This window comes from Shewanella sp. Pdp11 (genome assembly GCF_002838165.1).
In the GTDB taxonomy this organism is placed as follows: domain Bacteria; phylum Pseudomonadota; class Gammaproteobacteria; order Enterobacterales; family Shewanellaceae; genus Shewanella; species Shewanella hafniensis.
Genome location: NZ_CP015194.1, coordinates 3,525,809 through 3,542,190, shown reverse-complemented (window position 1 = coordinate 3,542,190; position 16,382 = coordinate 3,525,809). Strand labels below are relative to the sequence as shown.

Annotated in this window: 17 protein-coding genes; 9 read left to right on the top strand and 8 right to left on the bottom strand. The window is 43.7% G+C overall.

Features of this window, described 5'->3' with window-relative positions; translation table 11 throughout:
• Positions 1 to 2: 2 nt before the first annotated feature.
• Both AYJ58_RS22045 and AYJ58_RS15675 read left to right on the top strand, forming a co-directional pair.
• A complete protein-coding gene (locus tag AYJ58_RS22045; protein WP_232790823.1) occupies positions 3 to 251 on the top strand; it encodes a nicotinamide phosphoribosyltransferase domain-containing protein in 249 nt (82 codons plus the stop codon).
• On the top strand, positions 190 to 1,476 hold the full coding sequence (locus AYJ58_RS15675) for a nicotinate phosphoribosyltransferase (RefSeq protein ID WP_232790822.1): 1,287 nt from the start codon (positions 190 to 192) through the stop codon (positions 1,474 to 1,476). Before AYJ58_RS22045 ends, AYJ58_RS15675 begins: the two co-directional genes overlap by 62 nt.
• Before the next feature lie 167 nt (positions 1,477 to 1,643).
• Here AYJ58_RS15675 and AYJ58_RS15670 read toward each other — a convergent pair whose 3' ends face one another.
• From AYJ58_RS15670 to AYJ58_RS15650, 5 genes are all read right to left on the bottom strand, one after another.
• A complete protein-coding gene (locus AYJ58_RS15670) occupies positions 1,644 to 1,904 on the bottom strand; it encodes a hypothetical protein (RefSeq protein ID WP_106650831.1) in 261 nt (86 codons plus the stop codon).
• Between the two features lie 300 nt (positions 1,905 to 2,204).
• Complete coding sequence (locus AYJ58_RS15665; protein WP_006082106.1) at positions 2,205 to 2,378, bottom strand: hypothetical protein; 174 nt, start codon at positions 2,376 to 2,378, stop codon at positions 2,205 to 2,207.
• Between the two features lie 798 nt (positions 2,379 to 3,176).
• Entirely contained in the window at positions 3,177 to 3,899 is a 723-nt protein-coding gene (locus AYJ58_RS15660) for a ChrR family anti-sigma-E factor (protein ID WP_106650830.1), read from the bottom strand.
• Entirely contained in the window at positions 3,892 to 4,554 is a 663-nt protein-coding gene (locus AYJ58_RS15655) for a sigma-70 family RNA polymerase sigma factor (RefSeq protein ID WP_198555480.1), read from the bottom strand. The genes AYJ58_RS15660 and AYJ58_RS15655 overlap by 8 nt, the downstream gene beginning before the upstream one ends.
• Before the next feature lie 145 nt (positions 4,555 to 4,699).
• Positions 4,700 to 5,251 (bottom strand): LON peptidase substrate-binding domain-containing protein, encoded by a 552-nt coding sequence (locus AYJ58_RS15650; protein ID WP_106651843.1) that lies wholly within the window; start codon positions 5,249 to 5,251, stop codon positions 4,700 to 4,702.
• A 101-nt stretch (positions 5,252 to 5,352) separates the two neighbouring features.
• Between AYJ58_RS15650 and AYJ58_RS15645 the strand changes: the two genes are divergently transcribed.
• Positions 5,353 to 5,967, top strand: coding sequence for a class I SAM-dependent methyltransferase (locus AYJ58_RS15645; protein ID WP_106650829.1), 615 nt, complete (start codon positions 5,353 to 5,355; stop codon positions 5,965 to 5,967).
• A 194-nt stretch (positions 5,968 to 6,161) separates the two neighbouring features.
• Positions 6,162 to 7,106 carry a chemotaxis protein CheV gene (locus AYJ58_RS15640; RefSeq protein ID WP_106650828.1) on the top strand — a complete coding sequence of 315 codons (945 nt, stop codon included), beginning with the start codon at positions 6,162 to 6,164 and terminating at the stop codon, positions 7,104 to 7,106.
• A gap of 197 nt (positions 7,107 to 7,303) precedes the next feature.
• Here AYJ58_RS15640 and AYJ58_RS15635 read toward each other — a convergent pair whose 3' ends face one another.
• A complete protein-coding gene (locus AYJ58_RS15635) occupies positions 7,304 to 7,945 on the bottom strand; it encodes a hypothetical protein (protein WP_106650827.1) in 642 nt (213 codons plus the stop codon).
• Between the two features lie 51 nt (positions 7,946 to 7,996).
• Entirely contained in the window at positions 7,997 to 8,356 is a 360-nt protein-coding gene (locus AYJ58_RS15630) for a DUF2750 domain-containing protein (protein WP_106650826.1), read from the bottom strand.
• A 430-nt stretch (positions 8,357 to 8,786) separates the two neighbouring features.
• On the opposite strand from AYJ58_RS15630, the gene AYJ58_RS15625 reads away from it, so the two are divergent.
• Positions 8,787 to 10,109 (top strand): lytic murein transglycosylase, encoded by a 1,323-nt coding sequence (locus tag AYJ58_RS15625; protein ID WP_198555478.1) that lies wholly within the window; start codon positions 8,787 to 8,789, stop codon positions 10,107 to 10,109.
• Between the two features lie 153 nt (positions 10,110 to 10,262).
• The gene (locus tag AYJ58_RS15620) at positions 10,263 to 10,751 is read left to right on the top strand and encodes an FKBP-type peptidyl-prolyl cis-trans isomerase (RefSeq protein WP_063883053.1); all 489 of its coding nucleotides are present in this window, start codon (positions 10,263 to 10,265) and stop codon (positions 10,749 to 10,751) included.
• Positions 10,752 to 10,965: 214 nt separating this feature from the next.
• Here the strand turns inward: AYJ58_RS15620 and AYJ58_RS15615 are convergent, their stop codons facing one another.
• Complete coding sequence (locus AYJ58_RS15615) at positions 10,966 to 12,909, bottom strand: M1 family metallopeptidase (protein WP_106650825.1); 1,944 nt, start codon at positions 12,907 to 12,909, stop codon at positions 10,966 to 10,968.
• Positions 12,910 to 13,160: 251 nt separating this feature from the next.
• On the opposite strand from AYJ58_RS15615, the gene AYJ58_RS15610 reads away from it, so the two are divergent.
• The 3 genes from AYJ58_RS15610 (at position 13,161) to ushA (ending at position 16,266) form a co-directional block, all read left to right on the top strand.
• Positions 13,161 to 13,388: a DUF3389 family protein gene (locus AYJ58_RS15610; protein ID WP_106651841.1), complete on the top strand. Its 228-nt coding sequence runs from the start codon at positions 13,161 to 13,163 to the stop codon at positions 13,386 to 13,388.
• Between the two features lie 88 nt (positions 13,389 to 13,476).
• Complete coding sequence (locus tag AYJ58_RS15605; protein WP_106650824.1) at positions 13,477 to 14,148, top strand: alpha/beta hydrolase; 672 nt, start codon at positions 13,477 to 13,479, stop codon at positions 14,146 to 14,148.
• Positions 14,149 to 14,511: 363 nt separating this feature from the next.
• Entirely contained in the window at positions 14,512 to 16,266 is a 1,755-nt protein-coding gene (gene ushA / locus AYJ58_RS15600) for a bifunctional UDP-sugar hydrolase/5'-nucleotidase UshA (protein WP_106650823.1), read from the top strand.
• The last annotated feature ends 116 nt before the right edge of the window (positions 16,267 to 16,382 follow it).

Here is a 16,382-nt window from a genome sequence, read left to right as displayed (position 1 = left end):
TTATGTACTTGAATCCCGTTACCGCCATTGATGGCTACAAAGTCGACCACCGTCGTCAGTATCCCGATAATACTCAAGTGATTTTTAGTAACTTGACCGCCCGTAAATCCCGTCGTGGTTATACAGACCAAATGGTGTTTTTTGGCTTGCAGTATTTTATCAAGCATTTCTTGATCGACAGTTGGAACCGTGATTTTTTTTCAACAACCCAAGGATCAGATCATTCGCCAATTCTCCCGCCGTATCAATAACTATCTCGGGCCAAATAATGTCGGTACTCAGCATATTGAGGAATTGCATGATTTAGGTTATTTACCAGTAAAAATCATGGCATTACCTGAAGGTTCAGTGTATACACTAAAAGTGCCTTGCTTGGTTTTGTACAATACTGATGAGCGATTCTTTTGGTTGACCAATTACCTCGAAACCATCCTTTCCGCGAATGTGTGGGGTATGTGTACCAGTGCCACTACCGCGCTGCAATACCGCAAAATATTTGAGACTTACGCGCTAGAAACCGATGGTGACATCGCATTTGTTGATTGGCAGGGCCATGATTTTAGTTTCCGCGGCATGTATGGTGCAGAGGCTGCGGTAATGAGCGGCGCCGCCCATTTACTCAGTTTTACGGGTACAGATACCATTCCCTCGATTGATTTTCTTGAGCAATATTACCGTGCCGATAGTGATCATGAACTTGTCGGTGGCAGTGTGGCCGCAACGGAGCACAGTGTGATGTGTGCGGGTGGTATGGAGAATGAATTAGAGACGTTCCGCCGTCTGATTGAAGATATTTATCCTAGCGGCATTGTCAGTATCGTTTCTGATTCTTGGGATTTTTGGCAGGTGATGACAGAGTTCACCGTTGCCTTAAAAGACCGTATTCTTGCGCGTGAGGGCAAAGTGGTGTTTAGGCCTGATACGGGTTGTCCGGTGAAGATCATTTGTGGCGATCCACAAGCAGCTGTGGGGAGCCCTGAGTATAAAGGCGCTATCGAGTGTTTGTGGGATGTCTTTGGGGGCAGCACAACTGCCAAAGGTTACAAATTACTCGATAGCCATGTCGGACTGATTTATGGCGATTCAATCACCATTGAGCGGGCTGAAGCCATTTGTGCTGGCTTAAAGGCTAAAGGTTTTGCTTCAACCAATATCGTGTTTGGGATTGGCAGTTTTACCTATCAACACGTGACCCGAGATACCGACGGTTACGCGGTGAAAGCGACCTTTGCGAAAGTTGATGGTAAAGACAGAGAAATATTTAAAGATCCTAAAACCGATGACGGTACTAAAAAATCAGCTAAGGGACTGGTTGCGGTGTTTAAAGATGAGCAAGGGCAATTTTATCTTAAAGATCAAGCGAGCTGGCAAGATGTTAACAATTGCGAGTTTGTCCCCGTATTTGCCGATGGTGAACTCTTAACTGAATATTCTTTGGCAGATATTCGCGCAAGGTTGGCAGAGTCCAGACGTTGAGCCTATAGAATTGTAATTTTTAACGGCTATAGACAATAGCTAAGATAAAACTGGCAATGTGATTTCTATCAGGATCATATTGTCAGTTCAGTTCAGTTCAGTTATGAATTTATGTTCAGTCGTATAAGTAAAACGCCCCATAAATAGTTAAATGCAAATACAAGCGATTAAGGCAGCAACTGGTTCCGCTTAAGGATTTTATAGGTACGTTGGCCTATCTTTTCGAGGTTTTTTAAATCTTTTAGGCTGGGTATCGTATCGGAATATTGCCAATAGCTGATTTCTGCATCGAGCATTTCAAGCATTTTTTTCGAACAACCTAAACATTGTCCCTGGCACAATTGTGCTTCTTCTAAGTTGAGTGGAATAGTCGCTTTGATCTGGTTTATCAAGCTTTGCATGGCGATTTGGGTATTGGGTTTTGGCATAGAAGAGGTACGTAACAGTATTCATGGGAATGAATATTAGCGGATGCTGCAGTGGAAGTGGGTGATCTAAGCTGGATTTGACTCATTTGGTTCGGCAGGTATCTGTGTGAGAGAGATACAGCCTGAACCAAATGTGTTCGTCATCATGACGTAAAAAAGGATAGCGTGTTCGTGACATTCGGCTATCAGTTTACTTAAGTGCTCGGTACTGCGAAGAGAATGGAAACCGATTAAATACACTTGAGCAAACGGGGTATAACAGTACTTATTTCTAACTTATCGTCTAATTTATTTTTTGACTTATTTATTTGCGGACAATAACCATTTCATAAAGCTGATGGCTTCTGTACGCTTTGAAAAAGTCTGTCTGTTTTTACCTTGACGATCGGTAAAAGCAATTGAGGTTTTATTTACTGAGATTGAATCTACAGGAAAGTTCACTGTAATTTCATGTCCATTAATTTTGTATGACATATGCCACACTCCTTTTTTGTTAATTCACCCATAGGTGAGATAGTTGTAACTATAAAATATCCTTAGCAATTTGCGAAAGATTCGTTCTATTGAGTATCGAGGTTACCCCATCTTTGATTCATTAATCAAGAGATGCTTAATCGATAAATAATACATGTTGTCGATTATGCCAATGGACTAACTTGATTCTGCCAGTTGACCATAGCTTAATGACAATACTATGACAGTGTGGAGAACAGTAAGTTCACAGACATAAGCACATGATTTTAGTGGTATCGAATGCTTGAGCTTATAGGGTTTTGCTTGTAGTAGGCTTTCTTTATGAGGACCGAACTCTGATTGCTTATGATCAGGCTGGTTTAAAAAGGTAAACAACAAGGTGTATCTCAAAACGACGTGCAGTATATCAATAAAAACAGCTTATGCAAGTTTAATTTTTATTCAATGTGATTATTTGTTGATTAATGTTGGGTTAACGTGAATTGTTTCTGGCTATTTATTTGATTTAAAGAATAAAGCTTGGCATAAGTTATGTTCTTATCTTGTATTTAGCGGTAATGCAGTGTGTCCATATTGCGGCTTTTTAGGCAAATAGATGAGGTAACGTCTAGCAAACTGAATAAAAAGCTCTCGCAAAATAGAACAAAAATCCCACTGAAATAGGTTATTTCAATGGGATTAATGGCTTATTTCGTAACTGATAATTTAGCAACTGAAGATTCAGTAACTGAAAATTTAGCAACGGATTCATCTAAACAAATTGAATAAATAAGTCACGCTACAGCACAGGCAGTAGGCTTAATAAATCAGTTCACCTATGGGGTTAAGCAGCTTGCTTAGGCCTTTGGTAAAATGCAGTGGCGCATCTAACACTGTGTAGCATAAACAACCGTCAACGGTTTTTGGTGAGTGGTGATGTTGGCTATCGAGCACAATAAAATCACCTGGCACATAGTCACCATTAAGATCCGAAAACTCTCCAGCCAGTAATAGTGTTAGTTCATAACCTTTGTGGGTATGTTGCGGGATTTCACCTTGGGCATCTATGTGTAACAAGCTCGCGCGGGTGTTCATTTCATCGACATCAAAACGCATGCGGCTGACTTTGCCTAATATTTGCCAAGGACGAGCCAAATGCTGGCGAAATACCGACGGTACTGTGTAATGCTGTTGTTTTACTTGAACATCCAGAGGAGCGTTACTAGGCACATGCGTTGCCGCAGGTTGAGCCATGATTTGCGCCAGCATAGCGTCAATATCCATCACTGGTAAATTAGTAGCTTGAGTGTTTTCAGCATCAATATGTGCATTGTGAATCGTCGCTTTATCAGTATGCTTTACAGCATGAGCATCATCTGGATTTAAAGCCAAATTGGCGGCTTGCTCTATTAATAGGGCAAGTTGCTCACGACACGTCTCACATAACGCGCAATGCGCTGATACCGCGATGGCCATAGACAAAGGTAAGTCCCCATTCGCATGGCTTACGAGTAATTCTGGTTGGGGATGATGCTTAATCATTGTGTGTCTCCAAGAAACTTTTCAACTTTTCTAGCCCGAGTCTTAATCGTGACTTTATGGTCCCTATAGGCACCTTGAGGGCATCGGCTAACTCTTGTTGAGTGAGTTCTTGCATGTAAATACCTTGCACGACTTGTCGTTGCGCGAGGGGAAGGGCATCAAGATGTTGGAGGAGTTTCGCCGTCAATTTATGATCAGTGAGTGTGTCTTGAGCCATGGTTGCATCGCACAATGGCCAAATATCATCGCCAAAGGTATCTTCTTTATTATGTTGTACTCGTCTCAGCATATCGAAACACTGATTACGCATTATGGTAAACACCCAAGTTGTCACTGAGCCTTTTTCAGCATTGTACAGGTGGGCCTTAGTCCACACGCTGGTCATAGTTTCTTGAACTAAATCCATGGCTAAGCCTTGTTGATTCAGTCTTTGTAAACCAAAGGCGCGGATCTTGGGCATAAAATGCTGGAATAAGTGCCCAAAGGCGGCTCTATCACGCTTATCTGCTACTTGAAGCATGAACGTGATTAAAGCATCTGCTTGAGGCTCGCAGGTTTTAGCAGCGGGAATGTCGTTATCCATAGCCGAATGAGTCAGAGACGTGATAGGGCCATGATACCGATTTTGCCTGCTTTGTGATTGAATATTTTCCATTATTTTCGCTCTTATCACAGTCGTTAGTCCTGATGTTGACATCAGTAACGACAACATTGAGAGGCTTGATTCGTTTCTGAGCCCAGTTTTACTGTCAAACTATCAATCAATACGGACTGGCTTAAATAAAGGATCATTCACAGGGCTATTTTATCACGGCTCTCAATAGGTCTCGGGTCATAATATGATCTAAGGCATTAATGCAGGTGTACTTTTCGGAGGCTTGCACGGGTAATATTTCTAGCCAGCGTTGGCAGACCCAAGCAATATCTTCGAACTGTTCCGCTTGGTAGTGCTTGAGATGTTGCGGATATTCCTTGAGGATATTTTGTAACATTTGGCTCAAGTAACGCTCATCGGTCGCAATACGTACAGCAGGCCAATTGTCGATAAAGCTAACATTGCCGCGCTTTAATCCATCGTCTTCGACACGGATTTCATTGAGTTTAAAGCGCTGCGCACCTTGAATACTGATCCCTAAAAAGCCATCGGGTAGGGTTTCAAAATCAATAATATGCACTAAGGTGCCTATGGGCTGAATAGTTTTACCATCCTCTTCGAGCATACATAAGCCAAATCCTTCGCCTGACTTTAACGATTCGGCGACTAAACGCTTATATCTAGGTTCAAATACCCGCAGTTGTGTGTAACCTTCGGGCAATAAACAAATGGGTAGTGGGAAAAGAGGTAATTTCATCGTGGCCTCTGGTGAACTTATGTTCCTATCATTACGTACCATAGTGGCAGTTCGATCAGTAAAATTATTCAACAATAGTTTACCCATATTTAGAGGATGGCATGAAATTAAATCCATTTGAGAAAAAGCTCGTTCAGCATCCAATACGTTTTTGGCTACAAAATCATATCGAAGCGCCTTTACTGACTTCTATGATGCCTAAACCTATGGCCCGCTGCGAGCGTGCATTAGAAATCGGCTGTGGGTTTGGTAATGGTATTCAGTTGATCCGCGAGCATTTTGGCGCAGGACATATCACGGCCGTGGATATCGACCCCGAAATGGTTGCAGCGGCACAGTCCCGTTGGCAAGCTCGGCCGCAGGGCTTAAAAGGGCTGAGTTTCTCGGTTGCCGATGCTTCTAGTCTTCCCTTTGCCGATGGCGAGTTTGATATGGTGTTTGATTTTGCCGTATTCCACCATATTCCAGATTGGCAGGCGGCCATTAAGGACGTTGCAAGGGTACTGAAACCAAACGGTTACTTTGTTATTGAGGATTTATATCGCGCTGCGATTTGTAATCCATTAAGCCGACGCCTATTTGAGCATCCACAGCAAAATCGGTTTAATCACCGCGAGTTGTTACTTGTGCTGCGTCAATCGGGGTTTGAGATAATCTGCGACAGAAATGCCTTGGATCTTGCGGGCATGGTGCTTGCACAGAAAGCGCAGCGTTAGGCGACAGTGTCGCTGACCTAAAATTGAATATGCGTTTTGAATGGGTTGAATATTCGTACTTTTGCGAGAGTGGTTGTAATTTTTAGATAAAATAGACTCTCGGCATGGTTCTTCATGGGAGTTTACCGCTATAATTTGAGCTAATCCGTCGCATGTGAGGAAAGGATTTTCCTCAAGAGTAGAGAAGCAGCATTATGGCAAACGTACTTGCAACCGTAGATCAGCGTACCAAACTCGTGGGTGAGAACCGCCTCGAGTTGTTGCTCTTTAGTATTAATTCCACGCAGTTATTTGCCATCAACGTCTTTAAAGTTAAAGAAGTGGTCAAGCTTCCTCCCCTTAATGCTATGCCTGGGAGTCATCCTCATATTTATGGTGTTGCTAATATTCGCGGCATTTCTATCCCTGTGATTGATTTACGTTCGGCGATTGGGTTTAAACCTTTACCGCCGGATGATGATGCCAATATGATCATCACAGAGTATAACCGCAGCGTGCAGGGCTTCTTAGTCGGCAAGGTTGAGCACATTATCAACATGACATGGAGCGATATCATGCCGCCGCCGAAAACGGCAGGGCGCAATAATTATTTGACAGCAATTACCCGCATCGAGCACCAAGGCAAATCGCAACTAGTGTCGATTATCGATGTAGAGAAAGTGCTAGCTGAGATTATTCACTACGATATTAGGCTTTCTGAAGGTGTGCTCGATGAAACCTTAGTCCATGAAATGCCAGGCAGAAAAATCTTGATCGTGGACGATTCATCGACCGCAAGGCGTCAAGTGCGTGAAACCTTAAGCCAACTAGGTATAGAAATCATTGAAGCCTCGGATGGCTTGCAGGCATTGACGTTATTACAGAAATGGCGTGATGAAGGTAAGCAAGTATCTAAAGAATTACTGATGATGATTACCGATGCCGAAATGCCCGAGATGGACGGTTACAAACTGACCTCTGAAGTTCGCGGTGATAAAGCTATGTCAGATCTATATATTACCTTGAATACTTCACTGAGCGGCAGTTTCAACCATGCCATGGTTGAGAAGGTCGGTTGTGATAAGTTTATTTCTAAATTCCAGCCGGATTTACTCGTGGAAGTGGTACAAGAAAGATTAAGACAAGTGATCAATCACTAAGCATCTTGAGATTTTCCCTATCGGTGATTGGTCTTGTGTTGGTCATCGGTAGGCTCAGCGCTTTTAATAACCGCTTTTAAGGACTGTTTTTAGATGTGGCTTGTTAATATCTGCCTTTGAATATCAGCCATTCAATCGTCACCTTTCCATCGCTTTTGTTTAAATCCTACCAAATTACCTTTTTATTTAACGCTTGATTACAATGCTAATTCGGCCTCAACATCTTGTAATACTTGGCGTTTCATTTCTTTGGCGGCGGCAATATGGATGCGGGCGAGTCGTAGGGCATAGTTGAATCTTGTTCGGCCGACGAGGCGAACAAGTTCGGCAAAAAACTGTGGATCTAAGGTGAATTGCGTCGAGTAGTATTGGATAGCGGCATTGACTGAGTTAAAGGTCACGCCATCAAATTCAAAACCTGCGTTATAACCTTGGTCGTCAATTTCTTCGCCTTCTAATACCAGTGGCCAGCCGGGTGCGTTGATACGGTCGCGGGCAATCTGGTACATCATCCAAGCACTTTTCTTAAATCCTTCAAACACTTTGCAGGAAAATTCAGACTCGGCCAGTTCTTCTTCGGTCCAATTAATCCCAATCGCGAGGTGTTTTGCGTAAATGCGCATCAGTGCATCTTTGACGGCCATACGACAATCCCAAATTGAACTTAGGGTATGTTGTTTGGCTAATCGCAAACATTCACTGCAGGCGGGCACAGCTAATGAAGGATGTGGTGTATGTGTGTGGGCAATATATTCGAAGTGTTGATTGCTCGGCTCGCCGCAAAACCAACAAGTATGGCGTTGGTCGAAGGGAATATCGATGAGCGGAATTGCAGACATCAAGGAATGAGTACCTCAGTCCTTGATGTCATCAATGGCATATTGAAGGGATTAAACTTCTTCAACATCAACCAAATCTTTTGCTAAAACAATTGGATCAAGTTCAAGGCAATCTTCATCAGTCTGCCAATCGACACCGATCAACACACCATCGTCGTTGAGATCAGACACCCAATATTCCAGAAATTCATCTAGTGAAATCGCAACGGGTTGGTAGTCGTGCCATTCGTCGCTGCAATGGGATTTTGCAGTGGCTTCACTTGACCACAATGGCATCACATCTGTGTCTTCAAATTCTGAAGAGTCACAAACCACCCAGCCTTCGCCAGTTTCATCCATTAGACCCCAAAGCGTCTGATGTTGTTTTACATTTTCGATAAAGCCAGCCAAAGCCGCATTGATTTCAGTCATGATAGGTCTCTTTGATGTGTGCTGTTAACTTACCCATTATACGGTAACATGCTGCGATACCAAGGGATTCTTTGTTAAGATTTTTCTTGTGTTGGATAACTGAGCAATAAGCCTGTGCCACAAGGTATTTATGGCGATAAGGATTGTGTTACGTGGCGCTATGGGTCAGGATTATTGGCAATGAAAAGCCTTGATGCAGTGTGCTTTGCTGACCAAGTGTGATTCAGATAGAGGCTTTCCATGGGGGAGAAACATGTCTTCTATGCCATTGGCCGTTAAAGGTTTTTTGTAATAGAACCGTTAACTCGTTATGCCAAGGCGAATATCTCTCTGGGGCAATGCCTTCTCGAAGAAGGAAGATTGTCGTGTTTAACCACAGCAGTGTGATGACTTTGTCATTGTTGTGAAATCAAATATTGGAGTTGTTGATTTGATTAAAATTAAAGGGTTAACTTATCTGTTTGCGAGTATAGCCGCCTGTGTCAGCTTGAGTGCCTGTTCAAGCGTGCCAGCGGCGAGTGCCAGTTCCAACACTAGCGCAACTGCTAACGCAGTCAGTAGCAACGCCAGTGGCATAGCTGCTGAAGCCAGTCAAGAGTCTGATATTAATGCTAGCGTACAAGTAAATGCTGAGGCATTTCCGAGTTGTGTGGCTGGGCTACAAGCGCGGGCACGCTCTGAAGGGCTGTCAGAGGCGATGATTAACTCGACCATTGCAAATTTGAAATTTGTGCCGCGGGTGATTGAGCTTGATCAGCAACAACCCGAATTCAGCCAGACCTTCGATAATTATTTCAGTAAGCGCGCCACTGAATGGCGCGTTAATGAAGGCCGTCGCTTACTGAAAAAACACAGCGTTTTACTCAATCAGCTAGCTAAAGAATATGGCGTGCCGCCGCAATATATCTTGTCTTTTTGGGGGCTTGAAACTAATTACGGTTCCTATAAAGGCAAGATGTCGGTATTGAATTCGCTCGCGACTTTGGCCTGTGAGCCACGCCGTAGCAATTATTTCACCATAGAATTGATGCAAGCCTTAAAGCTGAAAGAAAAGTATCAGTTTGATGATGACACTATGGTGGGATCATGGGCTGGCGCCATGGGACACACGCAATTTATGCCGTCGGCCTATGCCAAATATGCCGTCGACGGTGACGGTGATGGTAAAGCCGATTTATGGAATAGCACCACTGACGCGCTAACGTCCGCCGCGAACTTTTTACAGCACTTAGGCTGGCAGCGAAATGAACGTTGGGGCCGTGAAGTCTTATTGCCAAAGGATTTTAGTTACAGCCATTTAGGTGCAAAGCAGCCCTTGGCGTTATCAGACTGGGCCGCCCTTAATGTTACGCAAGCGAATGGTCAACCTTTGCCCGCCGTGGATATTCAAGCCGCGTTGTATTTGCCAGCAGGGCATACGGGGCCAGCCTTTTTAGGCTATGAGAATTTCAATGTGATCATGCGTTGGAATCGCTCCGAGTATTATGCCATTACGGTAGGGCATCTCGCCGATCGCATTAATGGGGGGTTACCTTTGACAGTGAGCCCGCCAGAACAGCCACGCTTAAGTCGCGAGCAAGTTAAGCTATTGCAAGCCAAACTGAACGAGGCTGGATTTGATGTGGGTAAGCCTGATGGCGTGTTAGGGCGTAACTCTGTGGCAGGGCTGCAAGCCTTTCAACGGAGCCAACAGATGATTGCCGATGGTTTCCCAAGCCCAGAGGTGTTTAGCGCTTTAGGACTATCACTGTAGCCACTGCCACTGTAGTTACTTTAGTCACTATAGCCAAAGAGCGCTCGTTGCGGGTTTTGAGCACTTTTAGGCCGGATAAAAAAGTGGAGTGAAAAGCGCAGTTTTGTTAAGCTCGGCCCACAATTGAAATCGAAGAAAATCAAAGGATATTCGATGAGCATTAAAGACGATATGGTTGTGCAGTTTAACTACACACTGCGTGACGAGAAAGGCGAAGTGATTGAGACGAACGAAGGTCGCGATCCGATTGCCTATTTACACGGTCATGACAACATGATGCCAGGCGTTGAAAACGCGATTAATGGTAAAGCCATAGGTGAAAAGTTCACTGTGACTTTGCCTGCTGCCGAAACCTACGGTGAGCGCGTAGCGGATGCGGATGCACACCAACGTGTGTCGGTTAAGCATTTATTGGGCGCGACTGTGTGGAAACCGGGTATGACGGCTGTGGTCAATACTGACCAAGGTCAACGCCAAGTGACTATCGTTAAAGTGGGTAAGTTTATGGCGACTGTGGATGTAAACCATCCATTAGCCGGCCGTGAACTGACCTTTGATATCGAAGTTGTGGGTGCCCGTGACGCGAGTGATGAAGAAATCGCCCATGGTCATGCCCATGGCGCCGGTGGTCATCACCACTAATCTTTAGGCTTCGGGCTCGGCTTCGGATTTGGCTTTTATCTCACCCAATGTGAGATGAGTATCAGTTCAGAATAAGTTGAATGAGTCGAGGCAGAAGATTGAATAGCAAAAGCCCAAACCTAGGTTTGGGCTTTTTTGTTTTTATGGTGCTAATGGCTTAATAGTTAGCGCAACTACCAATGGCTCTTTATCTCGCTAATGGCTCTTTATCTGGCTAATGGCTATGTTCATGCTCGAGTGGTTTGTCGGCAAACATCATATCTAGGCTTGCTTGGGTTTGTGGATGGTAGCCGCTGCGAGCCTTAAGATAGACGCTCTTGGCCCAATCGTACTGATCTGTGCTTGCAAGCTTTTGGTATAACGGCACGATTAAGCGCATGCGGCCAATATGGGTTAAGTGTTGTTTTAATGCGGGTAGTACCGCGTAATAGCCGTTGTCTAGGGCGAGCGAATACCATGCAAAAGCAATTTCACTGTTGCCTGTGCCCGTAAAATGGAACGCCTTATCCAGCTCGGCAAGCTTGGTTTGGTCTAGATTGACTCTTGGCATTTCGTTGATAAACCTTAACCACTGGTGCACTGTCCAAGTGCTGGTTTTCAACTCGCTTGCGCTAAGTTTACCGTCGAGCCAAGTTTGCCTTTGGGCATCGACATCATCGAAGGCGTGGGAGTTAGGCTGCACCAAAAATGATGGCAAACCTTGCCCTTCAATCCAAGTGTCCACTTCAGCTTCACTGACCACATTGGGGTATTTGTTTAATAGATTCAAAGATAAATACTCACGGAACTGTGCCGTGGTAATGCTTTGAAATGCAAAATGATTGAAGTAGTTTTTTACAAAGGCATCGAAGCGCTCGCGGCCAAATTTTTGCTCTAAAAAGAGTAAAAACAACTGACCTTTTACATAAGGGACACCGCTGAAGGCTTCGTCGGGTGAGCGTTTGCCAAGATCCACATGTAGCACTGAATCGCTAGGCGTGAGTTCTGCAAGCTCGGCAAGTAATTCTGAGTAACCTATAGTTTGCTCCATTAGCGCTCGGTCATGGCCGTAGAGATCTTCCATAATGCGGTTCTCCACATAGGTGGTAAAACCTTCATTAAGCCAGAGATCGCGCCAAGTAGCGTTGGTCACTAAGTTACCCGACCAAGAATGGGCAAGTTCGTGGGCAATCAGACTCACTAAACTTTTATCACCCGCGATCACCGTTGGCGTAATAAACGAAAGCCGTGGATTTTCCATCCCGCCGAAGGGAAAGCTTGGCGGCAAGATAAGCAAGTCATATCGTCCCCAGCGATAATCACCGTAACGTTTTGCTGCGATTTTGATCATCTCCGGTGTGTCGGCAAATTCCTTGCTCGCCTTGTCGAGGATTTCTGGCTCAGCCCAAATGCCGGAGATGTTATCTAAGGGCGCAAACTGTAAATGTCCGGCCGCAATGGCAATCAAATAAGCTGGAATAGCCTGCGGCATAGTGAACTGGGTCTGCGTGCTCGACAGGGTTTTGCGATCGGCACTCATGACCACAGTAATGGCTTGATCGGCAGTGATCGTTGCGCTATAGGTTTGGCGTACGGCTGGGGTATCTTGCAGTGGGATCCAACTGCGAGCATGAATCGCCTGACTCTGACTGAACATAAAAGGCAACTGTTTACCTTGGGTTTGCTCTGGAGTTAACCATTGAATACCGGATGGATTATTCGATGTGTGATAATTGATTTTAACTTTTGGAGTATCTTCATCGGCAAGTTTGATGGTTAGCGCCGCGCCTTTTACTGCATCCGCTTTGGCTAAGTTGAAGGGCACGCTTTGCCATTCCCCATTTGAATTTAAAGTACTCACGCTGTTAATCGTTAGATCTCGAGTATCTAAGATGAGTTCTTTCCCCGCCTTATGCCAAGCTAAATCGAGGGTGGCTTCACCGGATAAGCGGTTTTGCTTAAAATCGATGGCAAGGGCTAGTTCTACATGACTCACGCTGACGTCAGTGTAATTGGCATAGGTCAGTGCATCTAGGTTCTGTTGCGTCTGTGCTTGTACAACAGTGGCAGTCGGTTCAGCGGCTAACGTATTTGGAGCGCTATTGGCATAGGTGCTAGGAAGGAATTGCAGCGCAAACAAAAGGGCACTACTCAGGACGGTACGGCGAAGTGAAAGCATTATTTAACAGCCTAATGATGAAGTATTTTCGTTCGAGTTTTGGGCGACAAGTGCAACAATTTGTTTGGTGTTCTATCGACCCATTCTATTTAGGGCAAAAGTTTACCTGATAATCCACTGGATTTGTGATCTCACTGTTAGCTCAAATGTAATCAAACTTTAATGGCTCGTCTGTTGGGAAGGAAATGCCATCGGTAAAAGGCCACAAGTTTGCTATGATGACGGCGTTTTCACATAGGGCGGTTATCAAAATGGTGTTAGATTTTTCGCAGGGTAAGTTAATCGTCACTGAGTTCGAAGTTCAAGTGCGGCTCAATGTTGCCAGTATCGTGCTGCAAGCGAGTGCGGAGGATATAGGTTTGCGACGTCAGCCACCTATGTTAATCGCCGATGGTGGCGGTGTACGTTGGAGCTTAGTATTGGACTCAAATACCCAGTTGCGTGCGATTCAAGATGTACTGGGCATGGATGCGGAATAAAGCACGCCTGCACAGCATGTCTAACTTACAGATTTATCATCACTTTTTAGTTGATGAGTGTTTAATATCGAATTAGGGATTTTTTAGTATGTCAGTTTCTCTTGAGCGTATTGTCGTTGAGCCTAAGACGCCTGCTACAGCCGTGGTCATTTGGTTACATGGATTAGGGGATTCGGGTGCCGGATTTGCCCCCGTTGTGCCTGCATTAGGTTTGCCTGCCGATCATGCTATCCGGTTTATTTTCCCCCATGCGCCAGAGCAAGCTGTGACCATCAATGGCGGCTACGTCATGCGCGCTTGGTACGATATTAAAAGCATGGATTTGCACGACAGAGCCGATATGCAAGGCGTGCTTGAGTCGGAGAAAAGGGTTGCCGCATTAATTAATGAGCAAATCGCGGCGGGTATTGCGAGCGATCGTATCGTATTAGCGGGATTCAGCCAGGGCGGGGTGATGAGTTTATTCTCTGGACTGCGTTTCCCGCTGCAACTTGCTGGGATTATGGCGCTATCTTGTTATTTACCGACGGGCGATGTGTTACCCACTGAATTAAGCGTAGCGAATCGCAATACACCGATATTACAGCAACACGGTATACAGGATGATGTAGTGCCATTATCCGCCGGCATATTAGCGAAAGAAGCGTTAATGGCGGGAGGATATAATGTGGTGTGGCAGACTTATCCTATGCCACATTCGGTGATCCCTGCGCAGTTAAAAGAGATTTCTAAGTGGTTATTACAGCGATTTGAAATGTAGATAAGTCTAATTGCCGATAAAAACAGCATGCGGTAAGTTTAAATTTGCCCATGCTTGTTTTTTTATGGGAACAATCAATTTTTTCTGTAACACTTTCTAAGTCATTTATACTGAAGGATTTAAATTAAGTTATTTCACTTTTATATTTAATTCTCTACATATATAGAAATCAGTCATTCAGCTTATTTTTTATATGAAACAAATCTGTCTTAAAGCTCCTGCGAATTCCCCTATTAATGTCAAGTTTTTAATAAAAATGACACAATTTATCTTTATTCTTTGTTATTATCCGTGACGCTGAACTTGATGGAGTTCACGGCAATCTTTCTATGATAAAATAATTAAAATCAAGGGGTTGATGTAATGAGACATATGCTTATTAAAGGACTAGTTGCAACTGCTGTTGTCGCTGCGCTTACGGGTTGTAATAATAGTGATGACGATAAAGTCCCAACAACATGTGCTGAAGCGGGAAGCGCTTGCACAACATTTACCGTTTTACACACCAATGATAACCACGGCCGTTTCTGGCAGAGTGAGTATGGTGAATATGGTATGGCAGCTCGTAAAACGCTAATTGATCAGATCCGTGATGAAGTTGAATCACGTGGTAGTCAAGTATTACTCCTGTCTGGTGGTGATATCAATACCGGAGTCCCTGAGTCAGATATGCAAGATGCTGTACCAGATTTTATTGGTATGAACTTGATTGGTTATGATGCGATGGCAGTGGGAAATCATGAATTTGATAATCCATTAGATATTGTTCAAATGCAGAGGAAACTTGCTGATTTCCCTATGTTAGCCGCTAACATATACGATAAAGTTTCAGGGAAACGCTATTTTGATCCTTATAAAGTTTTTCATATAAATGGATTACGTATAGCCGTTATTGGTCTCACTACTGTAGACACCGCTAAAATCGGTAATCCAGAGTATTTGACTAACCTTGAATTTACTGATCCTCAAGTTGAAATCAAGAAAGTGATAAAAGAAATTAAAGATGCAAAAGCTGCTGATTTAATTTTTGCCACAACACATATGGGACATTATGCTAATGCAGCAAGTGGAAGTAATGCGCCAGGAGATGTCTCGCTAGCAAGAGCACTTAATGAAGGTGATTTACAAGCGATCATTGGTGGACATTCACAAAATCCTGTGTGCATGGAACCTGGTAATGAATCTTATGCAGCATTTAACCGTGGCGATGAGTGTAAGCCAGATCAGCAAAAAGGTACTTACATTATGCAGGCCCATGAATGGGGTAAGTATGTAGGTCGGGCCGATTTCGAATATTTTAATGGCGAGTTGCATTTAGCGAGTTATAAGTTAGTGCCAGTCAATTTAATGGTTTTAGATGCATATGGTACTCCTGCACTTGCAGTTAAAGGCGACAAAAAATCTACAACATTAGTACCGGGTACATCACAAATTGATGAAGATATCGGAGTGTTACAAGTCCTAAGACCTTATCAAGAGAAAGGACAAGCGTTATTAGATGTTATCATTGGTAATACGGATGGAATGTTAGTTGGGGAGCGAAACATTGTTCGTTTTGAACAGACTAATCTTGGCCATTTATTAGCTAGAGCTCAAAGCCAATATAAGCTGGTTAACAGCGACTTTGGTATCATGAATTCTGGTGGTGTAAGAGCATCTATTCCGGCAGGAAACATTACATATCGTGATGTACTAACAGTCCAGCCATTTGGCAACATGGTTGCTAAAGCTAAGATGAAAGGCTCAGATATTACGCAATACTTAAACACTGTTGCAACAATCAGTGTTGATAGTGGCGGATATGCTCAATTCGACGGTATTAAGATGGCCGTTGATTGTGATGCAAAAAAAGTCACTGTAAACGATATCAATGGCAAAGGGTTTAGTGAGAATGAAGAATATACATTCTCAATCTCTACATTTAGTGCCGCTGGTGGAGACAAATATCCAGTGATCAGTGCGACATCTATTGAGGTTGCTGATGCTTTAGTTTTACGAGACTTTATTGAAACTAAAAAAGATATCAAGGTTGCTGATTTTAATCCTGTTGCTGGTGATATAACTTATACATCAGCTGGTGGCGAAGTTAAAGGTTGTCCTGCTGCTCCTAAGTTGTAATATAAGGCTTAGATAACATTTATGTAAATTTTCTCACCAGTTGATTTTATTATCAACTGGTGTTTTTATTTAAGTATCCAAATTAATTTATCGCATTATCAAGTCTGAGTCGTCAT

What these genes read in the sequence shown, in the direction of transcription:
- AYJ58_RS15630 (WP_106650826.1), bottom strand. Translation starts at nt 8,356, where the DNA reads ATGACTGAAATCAATGCGGCTTTGGCTGGCTTTATCGAAAATGTAAAA.
- AYJ58_RS15660 (WP_106650830.1), bottom strand. Translation starts at nt 3,899, where the DNA reads ATGATTAAGCATCATCCCCAACCAGAATTACTCGTAAGCCATGCGAAT.
- AYJ58_RS15650 (WP_106651843.1), bottom strand. Translation starts at nt 5,251, where the DNA reads ATGAAATTACCTCTTTTCCCACTACCCATTTGTTTATTGCCCGAAGGT.
- AYJ58_RS15655 (WP_198555480.1), bottom strand. Translation starts at nt 4,554, where the DNA reads ATGGAAAATATTCAATCACAAAGCAGGCAAAATCGGTATCATGGCCCT.
- AYJ58_RS15640 (WP_106650828.1), top strand. Translation starts at nt 6,162, where the DNA reads ATGGCAAACGTACTTGCAACCGTAGATCAGCGTACCAAACTCGTGGGT.
- AYJ58_RS15665 (WP_006082106.1), bottom strand. Translation starts at nt 2,378, where the DNA reads ATGTCATACAAAATTAATGGACATGAAATTACAGTGAACTTTCCTGTA.
- ushA (WP_106650823.1), top strand. Translation starts at nt 14,512, where the DNA reads ATGAGACATATGCTTATTAAAGGACTAGTTGCAACTGCTGTTGTCGCT.
- AYJ58_RS15645 (WP_106650829.1), top strand. Translation starts at nt 5,353, where the DNA reads ATGAAATTAAATCCATTTGAGAAAAAGCTCGTTCAGCATCCAATACGT.
- AYJ58_RS15635 (WP_106650827.1), bottom strand. Translation starts at nt 7,945, where the DNA reads ATGTCTGCAATTCCGCTCATCGATATTCCCTTCGACCAACGCCATACT.
- AYJ58_RS15670 (WP_106650831.1), bottom strand. Translation starts at nt 1,904, where the DNA reads ATGCCAAAACCCAATACCCAAATCGCCATGCAAAGCTTGATAAACCAG.
- AYJ58_RS15620 (WP_063883053.1), top strand. Translation starts at nt 10,263, where the DNA reads ATGAGCATTAAAGACGATATGGTTGTGCAGTTTAACTACACACTGCGT.
- AYJ58_RS15610 (WP_106651841.1), top strand. Translation starts at nt 13,161, where the DNA reads ATGGTGTTAGATTTTTCGCAGGGTAAGTTAATCGTCACTGAGTTCGAA.
- AYJ58_RS15615 (WP_106650825.1), bottom strand. Translation starts at nt 12,909, where the DNA reads ATGCTTTCACTTCGCCGTACCGTCCTGAGTAGTGCCCTTTTGTTTGCG.
- AYJ58_RS22045 (WP_232790823.1), top strand. Translation starts at nt 3, where the DNA reads ATGTACTTGAATCCCGTTACCGCCATTGATGGCTACAAAGTCGACCAC.
- AYJ58_RS15605 (WP_106650824.1), top strand. Translation starts at nt 13,477, where the DNA reads ATGTCAGTTTCTCTTGAGCGTATTGTCGTTGAGCCTAAGACGCCTGCT.